Origin of the sequence: Streptomyces sp. NPDC102360 (assembly GCF_044766085.1) — a bacterium.
In the GTDB taxonomy this organism is placed as follows: domain Bacteria; phylum Actinomycetota; class Actinomycetes; order Streptomycetales; family Streptomycetaceae; genus Streptomyces.
The window spans coordinates 87,635-108,426 of record NZ_JBIWLG010000012.1; the positions used below are offsets into that span (position 1 = coordinate 87,635).

20 protein-coding genes and 2 tRNA genes are annotated in these 20,792 nt (G+C 70.8%); 18 read left to right on the forward strand and 4 right to left on the reverse strand.

All coding sequences use genetic code 11. The features are described 5' to 3' along the window. Positions 1 to 230: 230 nt before the first annotated feature. The 5 genes from proB to ACIRHA_RS34660 all read left to right on the forward strand — a co-directional run bounded on the left by proB (position 231) and on the right by ACIRHA_RS34660 (position 5,247). Positions 231 to 1,337 (forward strand): glutamate 5-kinase, encoded by a 1,107-nt coding sequence (gene proB, locus ACIRHA_RS34640; RefSeq protein ID WP_403854368.1) that lies wholly within the window; start codon positions 231 to 233, stop codon positions 1,335 to 1,337. A 167-nt stretch (positions 1,338 to 1,504) separates the two neighbouring features. Next, entirely contained in the window at positions 1,505 to 1,981 is a 477-nt protein-coding gene (locus tag ACIRHA_RS34645) for a hypothetical protein (RefSeq protein ID WP_403854102.1), read from the forward strand. Between the two features lie 151 nt (positions 1,982 to 2,132). After that, positions 2,133 to 3,422, forward strand: a complete 1,290-nt coding sequence (locus ACIRHA_RS34650) for a glutamate-5-semialdehyde dehydrogenase (protein ID WP_403854104.1) — start codon at positions 2,133 to 2,135, stop codon at positions 3,420 to 3,422. 22 nt (positions 3,423 to 3,444) lie between these two features. Continuing rightward, positions 3,445 to 4,053 carry a hypothetical protein gene (locus ACIRHA_RS34655; RefSeq protein ID WP_403854106.1) on the forward strand — a complete coding sequence of 203 codons (609 nt, stop codon included), beginning with the start codon at positions 3,445 to 3,447 and terminating at the stop codon, positions 4,051 to 4,053. Positions 4,054 to 4,143: 90 nt separating this feature from the next. Further along, the gene (locus tag ACIRHA_RS34660) at positions 4,144 to 5,247 is read left to right on the forward strand and encodes a hypothetical protein (protein WP_403854108.1); all 1,104 of its coding nucleotides are present in this window, start codon (positions 4,144 to 4,146) and stop codon (positions 5,245 to 5,247) included. Between the two features lie 44 nt (positions 5,248 to 5,291). Here the strand turns inward: ACIRHA_RS34660 and ACIRHA_RS34665 are convergent, their stop codons facing one another. Further along, complete coding sequence (locus tag ACIRHA_RS34665; protein WP_403854110.1) at positions 5,292 to 6,407, reverse strand: M48 family metallopeptidase; 1,116 nt, start codon at positions 6,405 to 6,407, stop codon at positions 5,292 to 5,294. A gap of 123 nt (positions 6,408 to 6,530) precedes the next feature. Between ACIRHA_RS34665 and ACIRHA_RS34670 the strand changes: the two genes are divergently transcribed. The 9 genes from ACIRHA_RS34670 to ACIRHA_RS34710 all read left to right on the forward strand — a co-directional run bounded on the left by ACIRHA_RS34670 (position 6,531) and on the right by ACIRHA_RS34710 (position 11,298). Beyond that, on the forward strand, positions 6,531 to 6,671 hold the full coding sequence (locus tag ACIRHA_RS34670; protein ID WP_403854112.1) for a hypothetical protein: 141 nt from the start codon (positions 6,531 to 6,533) through the stop codon (positions 6,669 to 6,671). Positions 6,672 to 6,736: 65 nt separating this feature from the next. Further along, positions 6,737 to 6,898 carry a hypothetical protein gene (locus tag ACIRHA_RS34675; protein ID WP_403854114.1) on the forward strand — a complete coding sequence of 54 codons (162 nt, stop codon included), beginning with the start codon at positions 6,737 to 6,739 and terminating at the stop codon, positions 6,896 to 6,898. A 43-nt stretch (positions 6,899 to 6,941) separates the two neighbouring features. Further along, positions 6,942 to 7,604: a nicotinate-nucleotide adenylyltransferase gene (gene nadD, locus ACIRHA_RS34680; RefSeq protein ID WP_403854116.1), complete on the forward strand. Its 663-nt coding sequence runs from the start codon at positions 6,942 to 6,944 to the stop codon at positions 7,602 to 7,604. A 26-nt stretch (positions 7,605 to 7,630) separates the two neighbouring features. Next, positions 7,631 to 9,247 carry an LCP family protein gene (locus tag ACIRHA_RS34685; RefSeq protein ID WP_403854118.1) on the forward strand — a complete coding sequence of 539 codons (1,617 nt, stop codon included), beginning with the start codon at positions 7,631 to 7,633 and terminating at the stop codon, positions 9,245 to 9,247. Positions 9,248 to 9,386: 139 nt separating this feature from the next. Beyond that, positions 9,387 to 9,824, forward strand: coding sequence for a ribosome silencing factor (gene rsfS, locus ACIRHA_RS34690; RefSeq protein WP_403854120.1), 438 nt, complete (start codon positions 9,387 to 9,389; stop codon positions 9,822 to 9,824). Further along, the gene (locus ACIRHA_RS34695) at positions 9,821 to 10,468 is read left to right on the forward strand and encodes a histidine phosphatase family protein (protein WP_403854122.1); all 648 of its coding nucleotides are present in this window, start codon (positions 9,821 to 9,823) and stop codon (positions 10,466 to 10,468) included. Before rsfS ends, ACIRHA_RS34695 begins: the two co-directional genes overlap by 4 nt. Before the next feature lie 95 nt (positions 10,469 to 10,563). Then, a tRNA-Ala gene (locus tag ACIRHA_RS34700) sits at positions 10,564 to 10,636 on the forward strand. Between the two features lie 224 nt (positions 10,637 to 10,860). After that, on the forward strand, positions 10,861 to 11,055 hold the full coding sequence (locus tag ACIRHA_RS34705) for a hypothetical protein (protein WP_403854124.1): 195 nt from the start codon (positions 10,861 to 10,863) through the stop codon (positions 11,053 to 11,055). A gap of 9 nt (positions 11,056 to 11,064) precedes the next feature. Further along, positions 11,065 to 11,298: a hypothetical protein gene (locus ACIRHA_RS34710; protein ID WP_266719727.1), complete on the forward strand. Its 234-nt coding sequence runs from the start codon at positions 11,065 to 11,067 to the stop codon at positions 11,296 to 11,298. Here the strand turns inward: ACIRHA_RS34710 and ACIRHA_RS34715 are convergent. After that, entirely contained in the window at positions 11,267 to 12,454 is a 1,188-nt protein-coding gene (locus ACIRHA_RS34715) for a glycosyltransferase 87 family protein (protein ID WP_403854126.1), read from the reverse strand. The genes ACIRHA_RS34710 and ACIRHA_RS34715 overlap by 32 nt on opposite strands. A 148-nt stretch (positions 12,455 to 12,602) precedes the next feature. Between ACIRHA_RS34715 and ACIRHA_RS34720 the strand changes: the two genes are divergently transcribed. Further along, a tRNA-Ala gene (locus tag ACIRHA_RS34720) sits at positions 12,603 to 12,675 on the forward strand. An 86-nt stretch (positions 12,676 to 12,761) separates the two neighbouring features. Here the strand turns inward: ACIRHA_RS34720 and ACIRHA_RS34725 are convergent. Continuing rightward, a complete protein-coding gene (locus tag ACIRHA_RS34725) occupies positions 12,762 to 14,339 on the reverse strand; it encodes an NADH-ubiquinone oxidoreductase-F iron-sulfur binding region domain-containing protein (RefSeq protein WP_403854128.1) in 1,578 nt (525 codons plus the stop codon). Further along, entirely contained in the window at positions 14,336 to 15,460 is a 1,125-nt protein-coding gene (locus ACIRHA_RS34730; protein WP_403854130.1) for a cytochrome b/b6 domain-containing protein, read from the reverse strand. Before ACIRHA_RS34730 ends, ACIRHA_RS34725 begins: the two co-directional genes overlap by 4 nt. 508 nt (positions 15,461 to 15,968) lie before the next feature. Between ACIRHA_RS34730 and leuS the strand changes: the two genes are divergently transcribed. The 3 genes from leuS to ACIRHA_RS34745 all read left to right on the forward strand — a co-directional run bounded on the left by leuS (position 15,969) and on the right by ACIRHA_RS34745 (position 20,682). Beyond that, positions 15,969 to 18,899, forward strand: coding sequence for a leucine--tRNA ligase (leuS, locus tag ACIRHA_RS34735; protein ID WP_403854132.1), 2,931 nt, complete (start codon positions 15,969 to 15,971; stop codon positions 18,897 to 18,899). Positions 18,900 to 19,026: 127 nt separating this feature from the next. After that, positions 19,027 to 19,749, forward strand: coding sequence for a hypothetical protein (locus tag ACIRHA_RS34740; RefSeq protein WP_403854134.1), 723 nt, complete (start codon positions 19,027 to 19,029; stop codon positions 19,747 to 19,749). A gap of 84 nt (positions 19,750 to 19,833) precedes the next feature. Next, a complete protein-coding gene (locus ACIRHA_RS34745; protein ID WP_403854136.1) occupies positions 19,834 to 20,682 on the forward strand; it encodes a DegV family protein in 849 nt (282 codons plus the stop codon). The last annotated feature ends 110 nt before the right edge of the window (positions 20,683 to 20,792 follow it).

Below are 20,792 nucleotides of genomic sequence, written 5' to 3' on the forward strand. Positions count from 1 at the left end.
ACTTTCAGTGGTCCCCTAGCAATCCTCCAGACCCGCAAGCAGCAGAAACAGGGTCAAATGGCGTGAAAGGGCGGGACCAATTTCCTGTCCTGACCCCGTCCTGATTACGGGGCGTCCACGGTGTTGTCCGTACCTCGAAACCCAAGAGCGGTCGAAGGGGCAGGTCACGTACATTGCCAGGCATGTCAGGGGCAACAACTGGGGCAGCAGCAGGGGCGGCGCGCCAAGGTGTGGCGGACGCCCGCCGGATCGTCGTCAAGGTCGGATCGTCGTCACTCACCACGGCGGCGGGGGGCCTGGACGCGGACCGTGTCGACGCGCTCGTCGACGTCCTGGCGAAGCAGCGCGGAGCGGGAGAGAAGGAGATCGTCCTCGTCTCGTCCGGCGCCATCGCCGCGGGACTCGCCCCGCTGGGCCTGACCCGCCGCCCCAAGGACCTCGCCCGCCAGCAGGCCGCGGCGAGCGTCGGCCAGGGCCTCCTCGTCGCCCGTTACACCGCTTCCTTCGCGCGCTACGGACTCCGCGTCGGCCAGGTCCTCCTGACCAGCGACGACATGGCGCGCCGCGCCCACCACCGCAACGCCTCGCGGACCCTCGACCAGCTCTTGGCGATGGGCTCCTTCCCGATCGTCAACGAGAACGACACGGTGGCCACGGACGAGATCCGCTTCGGCGACAACGACCGGCTCGCGGCGCTCGTCGCCCACCTCGTGCACGCGGACCTCCTTGTCCTGCTCTCCGACGTCGACGGTCTCTACGACGGCGACCCCGCCAAGCTCGGCAGCTCCCGCGTCGCCGAGGTGCGCGGCCCCGCCGACACAGCGCACGTCAAGATCGGCTCCGCCGGGAAGGCGGGCGTCGGTACCGGTGGCATGGTCACCAAGGTCGAGGCCGCCTCGATCGCGGCGGCCGCCGGCATCCCCGTGGTGCTGACGAGCGCGAGCCACGCCTCCGACGCCCTCGCCGCCCGCGACACCGGCACGTACTTCCACGCCACGGGCCGCCGCAGCGCCGACCGCCTGCTGTGGCTCCAGCACGCGTCGACGCCGCAGGGCGCGATCACCCTCGACGACGGCGCCGTACGGGCCGTGGTCGAGCGGCGCACCTCGCTGCTGCCCGCCGGGATCGCGGCCGTGGAGGGCGAGTTCGGCGCGGGCGACCCCGTCGAACTGCGCGACGAGCGGGGGCGCGCCGTCGCCCGCGGGCTCGTCAACTTCGACGCCAAGGAGATCCCGCAGCTGATCGGCCGCTCCACGCGCGAGCTGGCCCGCGACCTCGGTCCCGCCTACGAGCGGGAAGTCGTACACAGGGACGACTTGGTCATCCTCCAGGCTTGAAACGGGCCGCGCGCCTTCGAAACCCCCTGTGTGAAAGGCCGAAAGCCTGCCACCCGTGGGGGACCTTCCCCAAAACCGCCCCAAGAAGCTCCGTGTCCTGCTCAACTCTTGAGGCAGGGAGTTCATCCGGGGAAGGTCCGCACGACCATTGCTCAAAGGAGGCCGTCGTGAGACGAGCGCGCCCGGGGGTCGCGTCCAAGGGGCCCCGAGGGTCGGCGGAGCGGGCGCTGACGAGCGTGGCCGCGGGAGACGCGTACGACGAGGAGACCGCTGGGGAGGCCGCTGAGGGGAGCGCCGAGGAGGGCCCCCGACTGTGGCACGTCACGCTCAGCGTCTCCGGCGAGGAAGCGTCGCTCGCGGAAGTGCGCCGCGGCCTCGAACAGCTCGCGCACGACCACCCCTTCCTGCTGACGAGCCGCTACGCCGTGGACCACGCCGAGATCCGCTACTGGGAAGAGGCCCGCGACCTGCACGACGCGGCGGCGGTGGCCCTGCGCCTGTGGGGCGAACACCGCCGTACGTCGCAGCTCCCGCCCTGGGAGATCGTCGGCCTGGAGGTCATCGACCGCCAGACCTACCACCAACGCATCGCGGAGGGCTTCGGCCCTCTCCCGGCAACCCCGGTGGGCGTCCACCCCTTCTGACCCAGGGGCGCGGGGAACTGCGCACCCCAGCCACGGTTAGCCGCAACGAGGCGGAAACCTCAGCCACTGTGGCCAAGGCCGCATTTCAGCCATGTCTCACCCCCCGAAACAAACGGTGGACCGCCCCCACGCCCCCGATACCCTGCGGAGCATGACGTCGCTGCCGCTGAACCCGTACGACTCGATGACCCCGGTCACCCAGACCGCGTACCGCGCCAGGTCCGCGGCCCACGACCTCGCCGCCCTGCCGCGCGCCCACAAGGACGACGCCCTCGGTGCCATCGCCGACGCCCTGGAAGTACGTACGGCGGAAATCGTCGAGGCCAACGCCAAGGACATCGCCAAGGCCCGCGAGGCAGGCACGCCCGAGGCGATCATCGACCGGCTCACCCTCACCCCGGAGCGCGTCCGTGCCATCGCCTCCGACGTGCGCGACGTCATCGCCCTGCCCGACCCCGTCGGCACGGTCGTGCGCGGCAACACCCTCCCGAACGGCATCGACCTGCGCCAGGTCCGCGTCCCGCTCGGCGTCGTCGGCATCATCTACGAGGCCCGCCCGAACGTCACGGTCGACGCCGCCGCCCTCTGCCTCAAGTCGGGCAACGCGGTCCTCCTGCGCGGCAGTTCATCGGCGTACGAGTCGAACACCGCGCTCGTCCGCGTGCTGCGCGACGCCGTCGGCGGCGCGGGACTGCCCGCCGACGCGATCCAGCTCGTCCCCGGCGAGAGCCGCGACTCGGTGACCGAGCTGATGCGCGCCCGCGGCCTGGTCGACGTGCTGATCCCGCGCGGCGGCGCCTCGCTCATCAAGAACGTCGTCGAGAACTCGACCGTCCCCGTGATCGAGACCGGCACCGGCAACTGCCACGTCTACGTGGACGCCGACGCCGACCTCGACATGGCGGTCGCCATCCTCGTCAACTCCAAGGCGCACCGCGTCTCCGTGTGCAACGCGGCGGAGACGCTCCTCGTCCACCAGGACATCGCCGACGCGTTCGTGCCGCGCGCCCTCGACGCGCTGGCGGAGGCGGGCGTCACGGTGCACGCGGACCGGCGGATCACGAAGTACGCGGCCGGATCCAAGGCCACCGTGGTCGAGGCGACCCCGGACGACTGGGAGACCGAGTACCTCTCGTACGACATCGCGGCCGCGGTCGTCGACGACATGGACCGGGCGGTCGAGCACATCCGCCTGTGGTCCTCGGGACACACCGAGGCCATCGTCACGACCTCGCAGGCGGCCGCCCGCCGCTTCACGCAGCTCGTCGACTCCACGACCGTCGCCGTGAACGCCTCGACGCGGTTCACCGACGGCGGCCAGTTCGGCTTCGGCGCCGAGATCGGCATCTCCACGCAGAAGCTGCACGCCCGCGGCCCGATGGGTCTGCCCGAGCTGACGAGCACGAAGTACATCGTCACGGGCGACGGCCACACCCGATGAATTCCCTTACCGTCTGCCCAAATTGACCCCTTCGGTCTACGCTGGACGCGTGCCGGAGGACGTGGGGGGCTCGCCGTTCCCGGACGGCTGGGAGCCCGACGACGACCACGACCGCGGGGGCTGGGACGAAGAGTTCGCCTCCGTGGTCTTCGACGAGGACTTCGTCAAGGCTGCCGAGGTCCATGAGCCCACCGCGGTCGAGCGACTGCTCGCCGCCGCGCAGGCGCGCGCCGAGGCCCAGGAGGCCGAGGCCCGCAGGACCCGCATCCGGCCGGCGCCCGACGACGAGTTCTACGACGAGGCGGACGGGTACGGCCGCGGCGAAGACGGCGAATTCGGCTGCTACGGGGACGAGTCGGACGAGCTGTACGAGGAGGAGCTCGACCGCGAGGGCCGGCAGGCGGGCAGCGTCCGCTGGCGCAGGCCCGTCGCCTGGGCGCTCGCCCTGCTGATGGGCATCGGCATGGTCGCCCTCGCCTTCACGGCTGTCTACCGGGGCGCGTCATCGGGCAGCCAGGACGAGGTCCCGCCGCCCGCGACGACCGAACTGGAGAAGAACGTTCCGGGGACGCCTTCCGCCTCCGCGGACTACTCACAGCCTGCGGTTTCGGCGGTTCCCCGGACTCCGTGAGGCGGCGCTCGGGGCGCTCGCGCGGGGGGCGTGGAAGTTGACCGTGCACCGGGGCGTTTACCTGGCGTCGGGGAGACCTACCCTGAAGGTATGAGCGGGCCAGGAGACCCACCGGAGGGGACACCGGACAGCGGTCCCGGTAGTGGCGGCAGCGAGGAAGAGTACCGATCCGTCGTGTTCGACGAATCGTTCGTCAAGGCTGCCCGGCTCCAGGAGTTCTCCGCGCAGGAGCGCATCGGCGACCACTCCCCGGCCGTGCGCCGCCTGCCCGTGCTGCGCCGGGGCCTCACCCGGCAGGCCGTCATCCTCGTCGTCCTGATCGTGATCGCGTTCGGCACCGCGGTCTACATGGGCGTACGGAGCCCGTACCGGACCACCCCGGCCGTCCGGAACACCGAACCGCTGCGGATGACCGTCATACCGCTCGCCCCGACGGGCCGCGTCCCCGGCTCCGATTCCGTGCACGAGCTGTACGAGCACAGCCCCGCCGCCCGGTTCAAGTACGCCGCCCGCGCCATCGACCTGCCGGCCGACCCCAAGGCCACCGCGCACTTCTCCGACAGCCAGGTCGTCACCGCGCTGACCACGGCCAAGGACTACCTCGTCGACTCCTCGCTCGACCCCGACGTGCTGACGCGCGGCGCCGTACGCCCGGTGCGGATGCTGATCGACCCGCAGCAACTCCCGCAGTTCGACCAGAGCGTCAACAGGCCGGTCACCGACGGGCGGCACGCGGCCACCGGCTGGCTCGTCCGCTTCGACCCCTCGCAGGCCGCCCTCGCCGATTCGCGCATCCGGGTCCGCGGCGCGCTGCACGTGGCCGAGACCGACGCGGACACCCTCGAAGTGACCTCGGACCACACGTTCGTCTACGCGCTGCGTCCCGTCGACAAGGGCGACAAGAAGGCGGCCGACGGCGACGGGAAGCCCAAGGCCTCCCTGTTCACCGTCCGCCGCTCCATGCACTTCCGCTTCGACCGCCAGGACCTGCGCAACCACCAGACCGAGCTGCTCGTCTCGTACGTCCAGGCGGGCCCGCTCGCCTGCTCGTCCGACGCGGCCGGATATCTGCATCCGCTGCTCGCGGGCCAGAGCGCGAAGCAGGGCGGCCCGGCCGGCACCGACCCGTACGCGACGGACAGTGCGACCGCGCTGTGCGGCGCTCTCGCGCCGGACGCGCAGCCGCACGTGTAGTCCGGGCGGTCGGTTCGGGGAGGTGGGCGGATCAGGGGGGCGGATCAGCGCTCGCCGCTGCCGTTGCCCGTGCCCTCGCCCTCGTCGGTCGTGCCGTGGTTCCCGCTGTTGCCCCCGCCGCCCGCGCCGCCGAAGTTCCCGAAGCCGCGCCGCACCCGGCCGCCCAGGTCGCCCGCGCCACCCGCGATGTCGCTGACCAGCTTCATCAGCGGGTCCTTCGAGTTCTTCATGTTCTCCGTGTACTGCGAGGCCGACTCGCGGAACGAGTCCGTCACCGAGGTGTCCTTGTCCTCGCTGCGGCGCGGGTAGTGACCGTCCATCAGGCGCTGGTAGTCGCGGCTCTCCGCCCACTTCTTCAGCTCGGCGGCGCGCACCGTGGTGAACGGGTGCGAGCGCGGCATCACGTTGAGGATCTTCAGCACGGAGTCGCGCAGGTCGCCCCCGGCCTCGTACTCCTCGGCCTGCTTGAGGAACGCGTCCACGTTCATCTGGTGCAGATGGTTGCCGCCGGCGATCTTCATCAGGCCGCGCATGGACGCCTGCAGGTCCTGGCCGACCAGCAACCCGGCGCGGTCCGCGGAGAGTTCGGACTTGCGGAACCACTCGCGCAGCGCCGTCACGATCGCCATGATCGCGAGGTTGCCGAGCGGGATCCACGCGACGCGCAGCGCGAGGCTGGTCAGGAACAGCAGGATCGTCCGGTACACCGAGTGGCCGGACAGCGCGTGGCCCACCTCGTGGCCGACCACGGCCTGCATCTCCTCCTCGTCGAGGAGCTCCACAAGTCCCGTGGTGACGACGATGATCGGCTCGTCGAGGCCGATGCACATCGCGTTCGGCTGCGGGTCCTGATTGACGTACATCGGCGGGACCTTCTCCAGGTCCAGGATGTAACAGGCGTCCCGCAGCATCGTGTTGAGGTGCGCGAACTGCTCGTCGGACACCCGCACCGAGTCCGACAGGAACAGCAGGCGCAGACTGCGCTCGGGCAGCAGCCCGCTCAGCGCCTTGAAGACCGTGTCGAACCCGCTGAGCTTGCGCAGCGCGACGAGCGCCGAGCGGTCCGCGGGGTGCTCGTACGCCCGCGAGGAGATCCCCGGGAAGCGCCGACGCTGCCTGCTCGGTACGTTCTCGTGCTGCTCGTTCGGTTCGTCGGGCATCCGACTTCCCCCATGTCCGTGAGATTCGACGTGTATCGCCGTGTTCCGGCCGTGCCCCCAAGGTGGGGTCCACACTAGGCGGATATACCGTGACTGGGCAGCACACCGAAGGAGCGAACCGTCATGGAGCACATCGATCACGTCATCAGTGCGGCGTCGGAACAGGGAGCGGGAAACCTGTTGCGAACCGTGTTGATTGTGGGCTTTCTGGGCGCGGGCTTCCTCGCCTGGTTCTTGTTGCGGGGCTACAAGAGCGACGACTGAACCCACCGCTTACGATGGGTCAGAAGTCTTTCTCCCGATTCCACACCGGATAGGTCCTGCTGAAGATGAGCCTCCACAGCACCGCTGCCCAGCTCGCCACTCTCGCCGCCGAGGGCGAGAACGGCGGCAACCACGAAAGCCTCAACCCCCTCGTCGTCGGCGGATCCGCTTTCGTCATCCTCCTGCTGCTGCTGTGGATCACCACCCGTTTCAACCGCGACCGCTGACCCGGACGGGACCACTGGGAACGGGCCAGTAGGCTCTGCACGCATGGGAGCGCAGGACATGCCTACCGGCCCGGTCAACAGCCCGGCCGGCGGCCCGGATCACGAGTGGGCCTCACCGACCAAGCGACGCCTCGGCGTCATGGGCGGCACGTTCGACCCGATCCACCACGGACACCTGGTGGCGGCCAGCGAGGTCGCCGCGCAGTTCGATCTGGACGAGGTCGTGTTCGTGCCCACCGGGCAGCCCTGGCAGAAGAGCGAGAAGAACGTCTCTCCGGCCGAGGACCGCTATCTGATGACGGTCATCGCGACCGCCGAGAACCCGCAGTTCTCGGTGAGCCGCATCGACATCGACCGCGGTGGTCCGACGTACACGACGGACACGCTGCGCGATCTGCGTCAGCTCAACCCCGAGGCCGACCTCTTCTTCATCACGGGTGCCGACGCTCTCGGCCAGATCCTCACCTGGCGTTACACCGACGAGCTGTTCTCCCTGGCACACTTCATCGGAGTCACGCGGCCGGGCCACACGCTCGCCGATCCGGGTCTTCCGGAGGGCGGCGTCTCGTTCGTCGAGGTTCCCGCCCTCGCCATCTCGTCCACGGACTGCCGCGACAGGGTCGCCAAGGGTGACCCCATCTGGTACATGGTGCCGGACGGTGTGGTGCGCTATATCGACAAGCGCCAGCTGTACCGAGGCGACTGAACCCTGCACCGCCGAGAGGGGCATCGGTGAACGACCGATACGACGGTTACGACCAGCAGAATTACGAGCTGGTCGGATATGACGAGTCCGGCCGGCCGGTCTACCGGCCGGTCCAGCAAGCGCCGTCGTACGACCAGAACTCCCCGTACGGATACGGTTACGACCCGTACGCGACCGGGCAGCAGCAGCAGCCGACCGGGCAGCAGCCCCAGCAGCCTTACCAGTCCCAACAGGCCCCTTCGTACGACACCTACGGCGGAGCGCCGCAGCAGGCCCAGCAGCCGTACCAGCCTCAGCCCCAGCAGGCCACGGCGTACATCCCGCAGCAGGCCCCGCAGCCGGCTCAGGCGCCCGCGCCGCCGCAGGCCCCGCACCCCGAGCGCGACTACCGCACCGAGCAGTTCGAGTTCGTCGAGGAGCCGGACGAGGACTCCGAAGACGTCATCGACTGGCTGAAGTTCACCGAGTCGCGCACCGAGCGGCGCGAGGAGGCGCGGCGCCGCAGCCGCAACCGGGGCGTCGCCCTCGTCGTCGTCCTCGCCCTGTGCGTGGTCGGCGGCGCCGGCTACCTCTGGTCCCAGGACAAGCTGCCGTTCCTGTCGAAGGACGCGGCGAAGGCGGGCGCGGCCGCCGCGACCGGTCCGCAGAACCGTGACGTCATCGTCGTCCACCTGCACAACACCAAGGGCGGGGGGACGTCCACGGCGCTGCTCGTGAACAACACCACCACGAAGCGGGCCACCTCCGTCCTGCTGCCGAACTCCCTCGCCCTGGCGGACGAGGACGGCACCGGCACCACACTCGCCAAGTCCGTCGACGAGGACGGCTCCTCCGGCACGAGCGACGGCCTGGACACCCTGCTCGGCACCGACATCCAGGGCACCTGGCGGCTCGACACCCCGTACCTCAACAACCTCGTCGAGCTCGTCGGGAACATCGACGTCAGCACCGACACGAGCGTGCCCGACCCCGCCAAGAAGGGCACCGTGCTCGTCCACAAGGGCGCGGACCAGACCCTCAGCGGCCCGGCCGCCGTGGCGTACGCGACGTACCGGGCCAAGGGCGAGCCGCAGACCGCGCAGCTGAGCCGGTTCGGGCAGGTCATGCAGGGCGTGCTGCGCAAGCTGTCGTCGGACCCGCAGGCCGCGACGACCACGGTGCAGACGCTCGCCCAGATCCTCGACCCGTCGCTGACCGAGAAGGACCTCGGCGCCTTCCTCGCCAAGCTCGCCGACCGGGCCAAGGAGGGCGACTACAAGAGCGAGGTGCTGCCGGTGCAGCGCGGCGGCGCCATCTCCCGCTCCACCGCGGACTCCGTGGTCGAGAACGTGCTCGGCGGCACCGTGAAGTCCCCGGCCAGTGGCGACTCGCCGCGCGTCGGCATCGAGAACGCCACGGGTGACAAGGCCCGCACCGAGAAGGCCCGCGTCGCCCTGGTCAACGGCGGCTACACGTTCGTATCGGGTGGAACCGGAACGGCGATCGCGACCTCCCGGGTCACGTACGCGGACGCCTCGCACAAGAAGGACGCCGTAGAGGTCGCCAAGACGCTGGGCCTGCCGACGTCGTCCGTGGCGAAGGGCAAGGCGGCCAGGAACGCGGACGTCTCCGTGGTGCTGGGCCGGGACTACACCGGGCAGTGACCGCCCACCGGTGGCCCGGCGCCCGCGCGCGTGGGGCCACCGGTAAGGCCGTGAGGCGTGTCGGCGGACCGTGAGACCCTTGTGGTACCCCCCTGAGGAATCTCGAAGGGGATTCAGACCGCCGACGGAAAGCCTTGTAGTGACCGCCACCGACCGTTCCATCGAGCTCCTCAACGTCGCCGCACAGGCGGCCGCAGACAAGCTCGCGCACGACATCATCGCCTACGACGTCAGCGATGTGCTGTCCATCACGGATGCCTTCCTGCTCGCTTCGGCGCCCAACGACCGCCAGGTCAAGTCGATCGTCGACGAGATCGAGGAGAAGCTGAACAAGGAGCTCGGCGCCAAGCCGGTGCGCCGCGAGGGCGACCGTGACGCCCGCTGGATCCTGCTCGACTACGTCGACATCGTCGTCCACGTCCAGCACAGCGAGGAGCGCGTCTTCTACGCCCTTGAGCGGCTGTGGAAGGACTGCCCCGAGATCGACCTGCCCGAGGAGGCCAAGGCCACCCGCGGCAAGGGCGAGGAGCACGCCAAGGAGCGGGCCGCCGAGGCCGAGGCCGAGGACGTGCTGTGACCAGCACCTCCCGGGGGCGGCGCGTCATCCTGTGGCGGCACGGCCAGACCGCGTGGAACCTGGAGCGCCGCTTCCAGGGCACCACGGACATCGGGCTGACCGAGACCGGTGTCGCCCAGGCCCGCCGTGCCGCCCGGCTGCTCGCCTCCCTGAAGCCGGACGCGATCGTCGCGTCCGACCTCGATCGGGCCGCGTCCACCGCCGCCGAACTGACCGCGCTCACGGGCCTCGACGCCTCGTACGACGAGAGCCTGCGCGAGACGTACGCGGGGGAGTGGCAGGGCCTCACGCACGAGGAGATCATCGGCCGCTTCGGCGAGCAGTACGCGGCGTGGAAGCGCGGCGAGCCCGTGCGCCGCGGCGGCGGCGAACTGGAGACCGAGGTCGCCGACCGGGCCGCTCCCGTCGTGCTGCGGCACGCGGACAAGCTGCCCGACGACGGCCTGCTCGTGGTGGTCAGTCACGGCGGCACCATCCGCACCACCATCGGCCGGCTGCTCGGCCTGGAGGCCCACCACTGGGAGGGGCTCGGCGGCCTGTCGAACTGCTGCTGGTCCGTCCTCGGCGAGGGCGCCCGCGGCTGGCGGCTGCTTGAGCACAACGCGGGCACGCTGCCGGAACCGGTCCTCGGCGACGACGACTAGGGGCGCTGGGGCCGGATTTCACTTTCCGGCAGGTCGCAGGCTAAAGTTCTTCTTGTTCGGCCCGCCGGGGAAAGCCCGGAGGGGGAAGAACGCGAGGGGCTATAGCTCAGTTGGTAGAGCGCCTGCATGGCATGCAGGAGGTCAGGAGTTCGATTCTCCTTAGCTCCACAGGAATCAGAGATCCCGTCCCGTAAGGGGCGGGATTTTTCGTTGCCGATTTTGCGGCGGGTTTGAGATGCCGGGGCGTCCGGGGCGTATACCTCTGCGGACGTCGTGTCCGGACTGGTACGCGGGCGTCGCTGACCGGGTCGCTTCCGCCGTGGCAGAATCGGACGGCCGGAACGGGGCTGTGTCCGACCGACGAAGGCGGCCCGCTGGGGAGGGAGTGCGCGATGCCCTTGAGCATCAACGAGGAAGCCGATCGCTTCCTCGGCATGGCAGCGATACCCGCTGAGCCCCCGGCCGGTTCGGAAGAAGTCCCGTCCCTCGACTGTCCGTCCTGCGGCTCCTCCCACGTCGCCCAGATGCTCGGCGACAACGGCGGGATCTCGTACGTGTGCACGGCCTGCGGCCACAGCTGGAGCTGAGCGGAACACATGGGTGCACACAGGAGGAAGTGCGACTGGTGCGGCAGCGGCACGCCCATCGTGCGCGACATGGAGCCGCTGAACCCCGACTACCAGTACTGGTGCGAGGAATGCGCGCGGGCGCTGATCATAAAAGGCGACCCGATCGAGACGTACCGGGAGCTGGAGGGCGAGCCGATCTACGGCCGCCTCCTGGACGAGCACTGCACGCTCAAACGCTTCTACTCGTTCGCCAGAGCCTGAGCCCGGAGTACGCCAGGAAGGCGCAGGCCACTCCTACGTAGAGCGCCGAAAGCATCGACTCCCCCGCGTTCTGGTGGAGTTCGGGCCGCCCGTCGGTGTGCGGCACCCACCACAGCGCGTAGGCGCAGAACGTCAAGGCCAGGGCGAGCGCGGCTTTCTGACGGCCCGACTCCCACACGAGCAGCGCCAACGGCACGCACCACACCCAGTGGTGGGACCACGAGACCGGGCTGACCAGGAGCGCCGTCGTCGCGCACGCCACCGTCGCCTGGGCGAGGCGCCCGCGCAGCGCCGCCGCGACCGCGACCGTGAGCCCGGCGATGGCCGTCACGGCGGCGGCGAGGGTCCACCAGACCCCGGGGTCCCCGGTGTGCAGCAGCCGGGCCAGTACGCCCCGCAGCGACTGGTTGCCGGTCTCCTCGGCGTGGCCGGGGCGGTCCGACTCGAAGACCGTCCGCGTCCAGAAGTGCCGGGAGTCGCGCGGCAGGACGACGGCCGTCAGCACGGTCACGCAGACGAACGAGCCCACCGCCACACAGGCCCCGCGCACCCACGGCCGCCAGGCCCCGCGCCGCGCCAACTGCGCGAGCCCCGTGCACAGCAGGAAGACGGCGAACAGCGCGGGCGTCAGCTTGATCGCCGCCGCGACGCCGATCCCCACGCCCGCCCAGCGGTGCCCCGGCCGGCGCGTCAGATCCCACAGGACGAGCACGGCGAGCAGCAGGTTGACCTGCCCGTAGCGCAGCGTCGTCCACACCGGCTCGCACCACACGGCGGCGGCCGCCACCCACAAGGCGTGCTCCACGCGCGCGTGGCGTCGCACGAGGCGCAAGGAGAGGTGCACAAAGCCGAAGAGGAGGGCGAGGTTCAGGGCGGTCGCGGCGACCTTCATGGTCACGACGTCCAGGAACGTCAGCGGCAGGAACAGCAGCGCGGCGAACGGCGGGTAGGTGGTCGGCAGATCGGCGTAGGTCGCGCGCATCGCGTACAGGTCGCCGCCCGTGCGGACCGTCCAGCCCTCCGCCCGGTAGACCATCAGATCGATCATCGAGACGTCGGCCGCGCGCTGGGCGATCACGAAGGCCGCGAACGAGAGCAGGCAGGCTCCGAGCGCAGCCGGTGCGTGGCGGGTGCGGGGCAGGGCGAGCACAGTCACATGAGGGAACACTAGTAGTCGTCAAGGGCGACTTTTCCATACAGAAGGGGGCGGAAGGGAAACGATTTGGTGATGCACCCTGGTGACCGTGTAATGTTGGCGACGCCGCCGGGGAGACCGACAGGGAAGCCCCGGGGAACCAAAGCATGGGGCTATAGCTCAGTTGGTAGAGCGCCTGCATGGCATGCAGGAGGTCAGGAGTTCGATTCTCCTTAGCTCCACAGAAATGTAAGACGGGCCATCCGATTCGGATGGCCCGTCTTCGTATGTACCCAGGTACGTGACCGTGGCCCAGGTATGTGACCCGCTACCTCCGGGCGCGGCTGCGGCCGGGCGGGAGCGCGGGGCGCGACGGCCTGCGGTCCTGCGCGGCCGCCGAGGCGTCCTCCTCGATCCGCAGCGCCAGCGCCGGGCAGCGGCGCACGGCCCGCACCGCGTTCGCCTCCGAGTAGCCGGGCACGGCCGCCTCCGCGACCGTCGGGAAGCCGTCGGGGCCCAACTGCAGCAGCTCCGGCACGATGTCCGCGCACAGGCCGTGGCCCCGGCACAGCGTCCAGTCGACGGCGAGCCGCTTCCCGCTGGACGTCGGGCTCGCCGGCGCCTCCGCGTGCAGCGGCAGCACACCGAGTACCGGGCGGCCGCAGCCGGCGCCCAGAACGTGCGCGGCCAGGTCGTCGGTGAAAGCCGAGATCGTCGATTCGATGAACGCCGCCGAACCGTCCGGGTGCTTGCACGCCCCGCGCCGCTTCACCGCGCGCGTGACCTCGCGCAGCGCCTCCAGGGCGGCCGGGCCGCCTCCGTTCAGCACGTCCTCGAGGCCGCGCGCCGCAGCGGGCAGTCCCAGGTAGCAGGGGCCGCACTGGCCCGCGCTCTCCGAGGCCAGCCACTGCGCCACTTTCAGGGCCTCGCCGAGCGGGCAGGTGTCCGGGCCGATCGGCAGGATCGCCCCGGCGCCGAGCGCACCGCCAGAGGCCTCCAGGGAGGCGCGGGACACGATGGCGTCCTGCGCGCCGACCCCGTCGAGCCACTTGCCGTGATATCCGCCCGTGAGGACGCCCTGGGGGAGCGGGGGAGCGCCCGCGAGCTGGAGTACGTAGCGCAGCGGCACGCCGGACGGCACCTCCAGGACCATCGGGCGGGCGACCGCCCCGGAGAGCGTCAGCAGGACCGTGCCGGGCTCGTCGTGCAGACCGGTGCGGCAGTAGCGCTCGGCGCCCGTGCGGGTCGCGATCGCGAGCTGGGCGAAGGTCTCCGCGTTCGACAAAAGCGTGGGGGCACCGCCGACTCCGGAGTCGGAGGCGCGGACCTTGCGGCCCGGCGGCATGGGCGGGCCGCCGTCCGCCGAGCGGATCAGGGCCGAGGACTCCCCGGTGACCATGCGCACCGGATTGCGCTGCACGCGTGCGCGAAGCGGTGCGTTCCGACGGTTCGTCAGGCCGCGCTCGGCGAGGGCCGCCTGCATCGACGCCTCGGTGCTGTCGCGGGTCACGCCGATGACGAGTGTGCGCGCGCCGATCGCCTCCGCGACGAGCAGGGCGCCGTCCAGGATCAGGTGCGGGGCCCGGTTGATCAGCACGGTGTCCTTGCGGCAGGCCGGCTCGTCCTCGCTGCCGTTGACGACGACAACCGGGCGCACTCCGCGCCGGATCGCCGACTCCGCGACCGCGCGGAGCTTCTTGGCGAAGGGGAAGCCCGCGCCGCCCCGGCCGCGCAGGGATATCGCCTGGGCCAGCCGCGCGAGCGGCTCGCCCGCCATGGCTTCCAGCGGTCCGTGCACCTTCAGGTGCATGTCGAGGTCGAGCCGCTCCACGAGGTCGAACCCCGAAGTGAGCTGGGGAAGTCCGACGACCCGGACTTCCGGGACGTCGGGCAGTGCGGTGTTCACTGCGTGCCTCCGTAGGGCGTGGTCCAGGGCTCGCCGGAAGCGGGTGCTTGGTAGGGGCCGGGGAGCGGTTCGGTGGGATCGGGCGCTTCTTTGTAGAGGTCTGCGTAGAGGCCCCCATGGAGGTCTTCGTGGCCCCCTTCGTAGGCGCCGCTGTTCGTGCCGTCCCCGTAGGAGGCGGGGTAGCCGGGCACGCCTCCGTAGGGGGTGTCGTACGTCGGGTCGTACAGGGAGGGCGGGGCCTGGGCCGGCGGTGGCGGGGAAGGGGCGGGCCAGCGCTCGGTGGGCGCGGATGCCGTGGGCTCCGCGTACTGCTCCAGGTACGGGACCGACTGCGTGGGCAGCTCCGAGCGGGGGACGGCGGACACCGCGCGGTAGGCGGCCGCGAAGCCGATGTCGGCCTGCGTCGGGGGAGGCGGGTCGAAGGCGGGCCGCGGGGCGGGCTCAGGACGGGGCTGGGGAGCGGCGGGCGCGGGCTCCGTGCGGGGCTGCGGGAGGGGAGAGCCGGCCCGCCTGGAGCCGCTCGCGCGTGGTCCCGCGTCCAGGAATTCGAGGATGCGCACCGCCACCTTGCGCCGCACGGCCTGCGGCGACGCCCGAAGGGCGATCGCGCCGGCGACCGCGACCAGGGCCAGGCAGTACAGGACGGTCACGTACGCCTTCGCGGGCCGGCCCGCGTACAGGCCGTGCATGAGGGCGAAGCACCAGGCCGGATAGGCGAGCATGTGGGTCGCGCGCCAGCGGGTGGCGAGCCGGGAGGCCATGGAGCTGCGCAGCGCGCCCGTGACGCCCGTGGCGACCATGAGGAGTCCGGCGGTCGCGCCCAGGCCGATCAGGCCCGCGCTGCCGATGAAGCCCCCGGAGAACGGGACCAGCGCGCCGAGCAGCGTCACGTGCGAGAGCGCGAGCTTCACGCTGATGTGCAGCAGCAGGAAGACCAGCGAGGAGACCGCGGTGATCCGGTGCACGGCCTGTGCGAGCAGCCGCTGCCGCGAGGTGAGGAAGACCCGGTCGGAGGCGACCAGGCCCCAGACGACGGACGAGGTCAGCGAGACCAGGCAGAGCACGCCCGCACCGAAGTCGAGCGTCGTCCGCAGAGCGTCGCCGCCGGTGGACACGAGCACGGGTAACAGGAGGACGATTCCCGCGATGAGCAGCCCTGTTCTCCTACGACGGCTGGCACCGGGGGTGACTGAACTCCCCGGTGTGCGAAGGGAGTTCAGGGAGCGGGGGGTTCGAGGGTTCATGGGGGTGACTCCGAACGGTTCGGCACGGTGGTCCCACGGCCCGCACTCTAGATCGAGGCATACCGGGCAGTACGAGGTTTGAGTTATCTCGCTGTTATCTACGAGATGTTTGGTCTTTGCGTTGTCCCGATAGGGGGCGGTACGCCGAGTAACCCGTGGGGTGCGGTGGGCCGCGGGGAAGCCCGTCGCAGGCGGAGTGGAGGCTGCGGTACCCTGACGCCATGCGTGCCGTACGCCTTCTGCTTAGCGAGCCGCGCTGATCAGTCCCGACCCGCCCCCGGGGTGAGTGGTCGGAATCGGCGCGGCGTCCCCTCCTGTGCGAGGGGCTTTTTCATTTCCTGGGCACGGGCCGCTGGCAGACACGATCGATGGAGCTTTGAGGATCATGAGCGAGACGAACACCGCCACCGCTTCCGAGGCGGCGGTCGCGCCGCACCGCTACACGGCGGCCATGGCCGCCGACATCGAGGCACGCTGGCAGGACTTCTGGGACGCCGACGGCACCTACGAGGCGCCGAACCCGAGCGGTGACCTGGCGGGCGACCCGCAGGTCGCGGAGCGGCCCAAGAAGTTCATCATGGACATGTTCCCGTACCCCTCCGGTGCGGGCCTGCACGTCGGCCACCCGCTGGGCTACATCGCCACGGACGTCTTCGCGCGCTTCCAGCGGATGAACGGCCACAACGTCCTGCACACCCTGGGCTTCGACGCGTTCGGCCTGCCCGCCGAGCAGTACGCCGTGCAGACGGGCACCCACCCGCGCACGTCGACCGAGGCCAACATGGCCACCATGAAGGCGCAGCTGCGCCGCCTGGGCCTGGGGCACGACAACCGCCGGTCGTTCGCCACGATCGACCCGGAGGTCTACAAGTGGACGCAGTGGATCTTCCTGCAGATCTTCAACTCCTGGTACGACGACGACCTGAAGAAGGCCCGTCCGATCGCCGACCTGGTCAAGCAGTTCGAGACCGGTGAGCGGGCCGTGCCCGGCGGCGGCGACTGGGGCGGCCTGAGCGAGGCCGAGCGCGCCGACATCCTGAGCGACTACCGCCTGGCGTACGCCTCCGACGCGCCCGTGAACTGGGCGCCGGGCCTGGGCACCGTCCTGGCCAACGAGGAGGTCACCGCAGACGGCCGCTCCGAGCGCGGCAACTTCCCCGTCTTCAAGTCGAAGCTGCGCCAGTGGAACATGCGCATCACGGCCTACGCGGACCGCCTGATCGACGACCTGGACGGCCTGGACTGGCCCGAGGCGATCAAGCTGCAGCAGCGCAACTGGATCGGCCGCTCCGAGGGCGCGCGCATCGACTTCGCCGTACCGTCCGCCGAGGGTGCCGGCTCCGGCTCCGGCTCCGGCGAGGAGAAGATCACCGTCTTCTCGACCCGCCAGGACACCCTGTTCGGCGCCACCTACATGGTGCTGGCCCCCGAGCACGAGCTGGTCGAGAAGATCACCCCGGCCGCCTGGCCGGAGGGCACCCACGACGTGTGGACGGGCGGTCACGCGACCCCCGCCGAGGCCGTCGCCGCCTACCGCAAGCAGGCCGCCTCGAAGTCCGACGTCGAGCGCCAGGCCGAGGCCAAGGACAAGACCGGCGTCTTCACGGGCGCGTACGCGATCAACCCGGTCAGCGGCGAGCAGGTGCCGGTCTTCATCGCCGACTACGTACTGATGGGCTACGGCACCGGCGCGATCATGGCCGTCCCGGCGCACGACAGCCGCGACTTCGCCTTCGCGCGCGCTTTCGAGCTGCCCATGCGCTGTGTCGTGCAGCCTTCGGACGAGCGCGGCACCGACCCGGCCACGTGGGACGACGCGTTCGTCTCGGGCGACGCGAAGCTGGTCAACTCCAGCGGCGAGGACATCTCCCTGGACGGCCTGGGCGTCGCCGACGCCAAGGCCCGCACGACCGAGTGGCTGGAGCGCAAGGGCATCGGCGCGGGCACGGTCAACTTCCGGCTGCGCGACTGGCTGTTCAGCCGCCAGCGCTACTGGGGCGAGCCCTTCCCGATCGCCTACGACGAGGACGGCATCGCCCACGCGCTGCCCGAGTCGATGCTGCCGCTGGAGCTGCCCGAGGTCGACGACTACAGCCCGCGCACCTTCGACCCGGACGACGCCGACACCAGGCCCGAGACGCCGCTGTCGCGCAACGAGGACTGGGTCAACGTCACGCTGGACCTGGGCGACGGCAAGGGCCCTCGCAAGTTCCGCCGCGAGACCAACACCATGCCCAACTGGGCGGGCTCCTGCTGGTACGAGCTGCGCTACCTGGACCCGAACAACAGCGAGAAGCTGGTCGACCCGGAGATCGAGCAGTACTGGATGGGCCCCCGCGAGGGCATGCCCACCGGTGGCGTCGACCTGTACGTCGGTGGCGCCGAGCACGCCGTGCTGCACCTGCTGTACGCGCGCTTCTGGTCGAAGGTGCTGTTCGACCTGGGCCACATCTCGTCGGCCGAGCCGTTCCACAAGCTGTACAACCAGGGCATGATCCAGGCGTACGTCTACCGGGACGCGCGCGGGATCGCCGTACCGGCCGCCGAGGTGGAGGAGCGCGACGGCGCTTACTACTACCAGGGCGAGAAGGTCTCCCGGCTGCTGGGCAAGATGGGCAAGTCCCTGAAGAACGCCGTCACGCCGGACGAGATCTGCGCCGAGTACGGCGCGGACACGCTGCGTCTCTACGAGATGGCGATGGGCCCGCTGGACGTCTCCCGGCCGTGGGACACGCGCGCGGTGGTCGGCCAGTTCCGGCTGCTGCAGCGCCTGTGGCGCAATGTCGTCGACGAGGAGACCGGCGAGGTCACCGTCGTGGACGTGCCCGAGGCGGACATCGACGTGGCCACGCTGCGCGCCCTGCACAAGGCGATCGACGGCGTCGGCGGTGACCTGGCGGGCATGCGGTTCAACACCGCGATCGCCAAGGTCACCGAGCTGAACAACCACCTGGTCAAGTCGTACGCGGGAGGTTCGCTGCCGCGTTCGGTCGCCGAGCGCCTGGTGCTGCTGGTCGCGTCGCTGGCCCCGCACGTCGCCGAGGAGCTGTGGCGCAAGCTGGGCCACAGCGACTCCGTCGTCCACCAGGAGTTCCCGGTCGCCGACCCCGCGTACGCGGTCGACGAGGCCGTGACCTGCGTCGTCCAGATCAAGGGCAAGGTCAAGGCCCGCCTGGAGGTCTCCCCGGCGATCTCCGACGAGGAGCTGGAGAAGATCGCCCTGGCCGACGAGAAGGTCGTCGCCGCGCTGGACGGCGCCGGCATCCGCAAGGTGATCGTGCGGGCGCCGAAGCTGGTGAACATCGTGCCCGCGTAGCCGCGGTCCCACGGCTCAGGGTTGTTCCCTACGGGCAGGTTGGGGGTTCTGCTGGAACCCTCGGCCTGCCCGCTCCGTTTACGGTGGAGAGAGCGGCCCGGCGGGGCGACCTGGAGGAGAGAGCGCTATGGATATTGTGCTTGTGATCATTGCGCTGCTCTTCGTCGCGTTCCTGGCGTTCGGCGGGTACGTGACGGTGAAGGCGGTCGGGGCGGCGAAGCGCGGGGTGGACCGCAAGGTCGAGCAGGCGCGGCGGGCGGTGGAGGACACCACACTGCGCGCCAAGAGCTATGTGCAGCCCGGCACGGCAGCCGAGTTGGCTCAACTGCGGCTGCATCTGCGCACCTCCATGCGGGCCACGCAGGACGCGCTGCACGAGCGCGTGGCGGAGGACTCCTCGCTCAAGGAGTCCCTCGGCCTCTTCGAGCGCCTGAGCGCGCACGGGCACGAGGTGGACGCCGAGCTGAAGCGCCTGGAGAGCGAGCCCGACAAGGGGCAGGTGGCGCGGGTGCTGCCGGAGCTCAGGACGCGCACGGAGCAGATCACACGGTCCGCCGACGCGCTGCGGCACGCGGCCCGCGACCGGGCCGGCCGGTTCGCGAGCGACGACCTGGACGCGCTGAGCTCGCAGATCGACCTGGAGGCCGGGGCGCTGAGGCACTGGACGACCGAGCCGGGACCGGGTGCGGGATCCGGGACAGGGTCCGAGCCGGGGGCCGCCTGGGAGGAGCCGCGGACGGACCGCGGGCAGGGGCGGGGTCGGGAGCAGAACCGGGCCGCGATCACTCCGCCAGGTGTACGCCCCGTGTATCCGTGGGAGAAGAAACCCCGTCCGGAGAGCACGACTTGATCGCCCGCGGGACCACGTCGGCCGACGGCCGGGAGACAGGGGCCGGGCTGCCGCCGGGAGACCGCGGCAGGTAATCTCCGGTGCATGTCCCGCCATGTCGCGATCGTCACCGATTCAACGGCCTACCTGCCGCAGTGGACGATGGAGCGCCACGGCATCACGGCGGTGCCGTTGACCGTGGTCCTGGGTGACCGGGCGCTCGAGGAGGGTACGGAGATCTCCGCCCGCTCGGTCGCGGAGGCGCTGCAGAAGCGCCGGTCGGTGACGACGTCGAGACCCAGCCCGGAGCTGTTCGCGGAGACCTACCGCAAGGTGGCCGAGTCCGGCGCCACCGCCATCGTCTCGCTGCACCTGTCCGCCGAGATCTCCGGGACGTACGACGCCGCGGTGCTGGCCGCGCGCGAGGCCCCGGTCCCGGTGCGCGTCGTGGACACCGGGATGGTGGCCATGGCCCTCGGCTTCTGCGCGCTCGCGGCGGCGGAGACGGCCGACGCGGGGGGCACCGCCGACGAGGCGGTGAACGCGGCGGAGAAGCGGGCCTCGGGCACCTCGGCGTACTTCTACGTCGACACGCTGGACTATCTGCGGCGGGGCGGCCGGATCGGCGCCGCGCAGGCGCTGTTCGGGTCCGCGCTCGCGGTCAAGCCGCTGCTCCAGCTCGACGGCGGCCGGATCGAACTCCTGGAAAAGGTCCGTACGTCGTCGAAGGCGATCGCGCGGCTGCAGGAGATCGTGGCCGAGCGGGCGGGCAGCGCGCGGGTCGACGTGGCCGTGCACCATCTGGCCGCGCCGGAGCGGGCGGAGGCGCTCGCGGGATGGCTGCGCGAGCAGGTGCCGGGCCTGGCCGAGCTGCATGTCAGCGAAGTGGGTGCGGTGATCGGGGCGCACACGGGACCGGGACTGCTGGGGGCCGTGGTCTCGCCGCGGACGTAGGGCGACGCGTACTCCGTCGCCCTACGTGGGTGACGGAGTTTTCCACAACTGGTGGGTTGTCCCCGGAAATTGAGCAAGATCCACTAGTCGGCGGCGCGGTGCCTACCGTC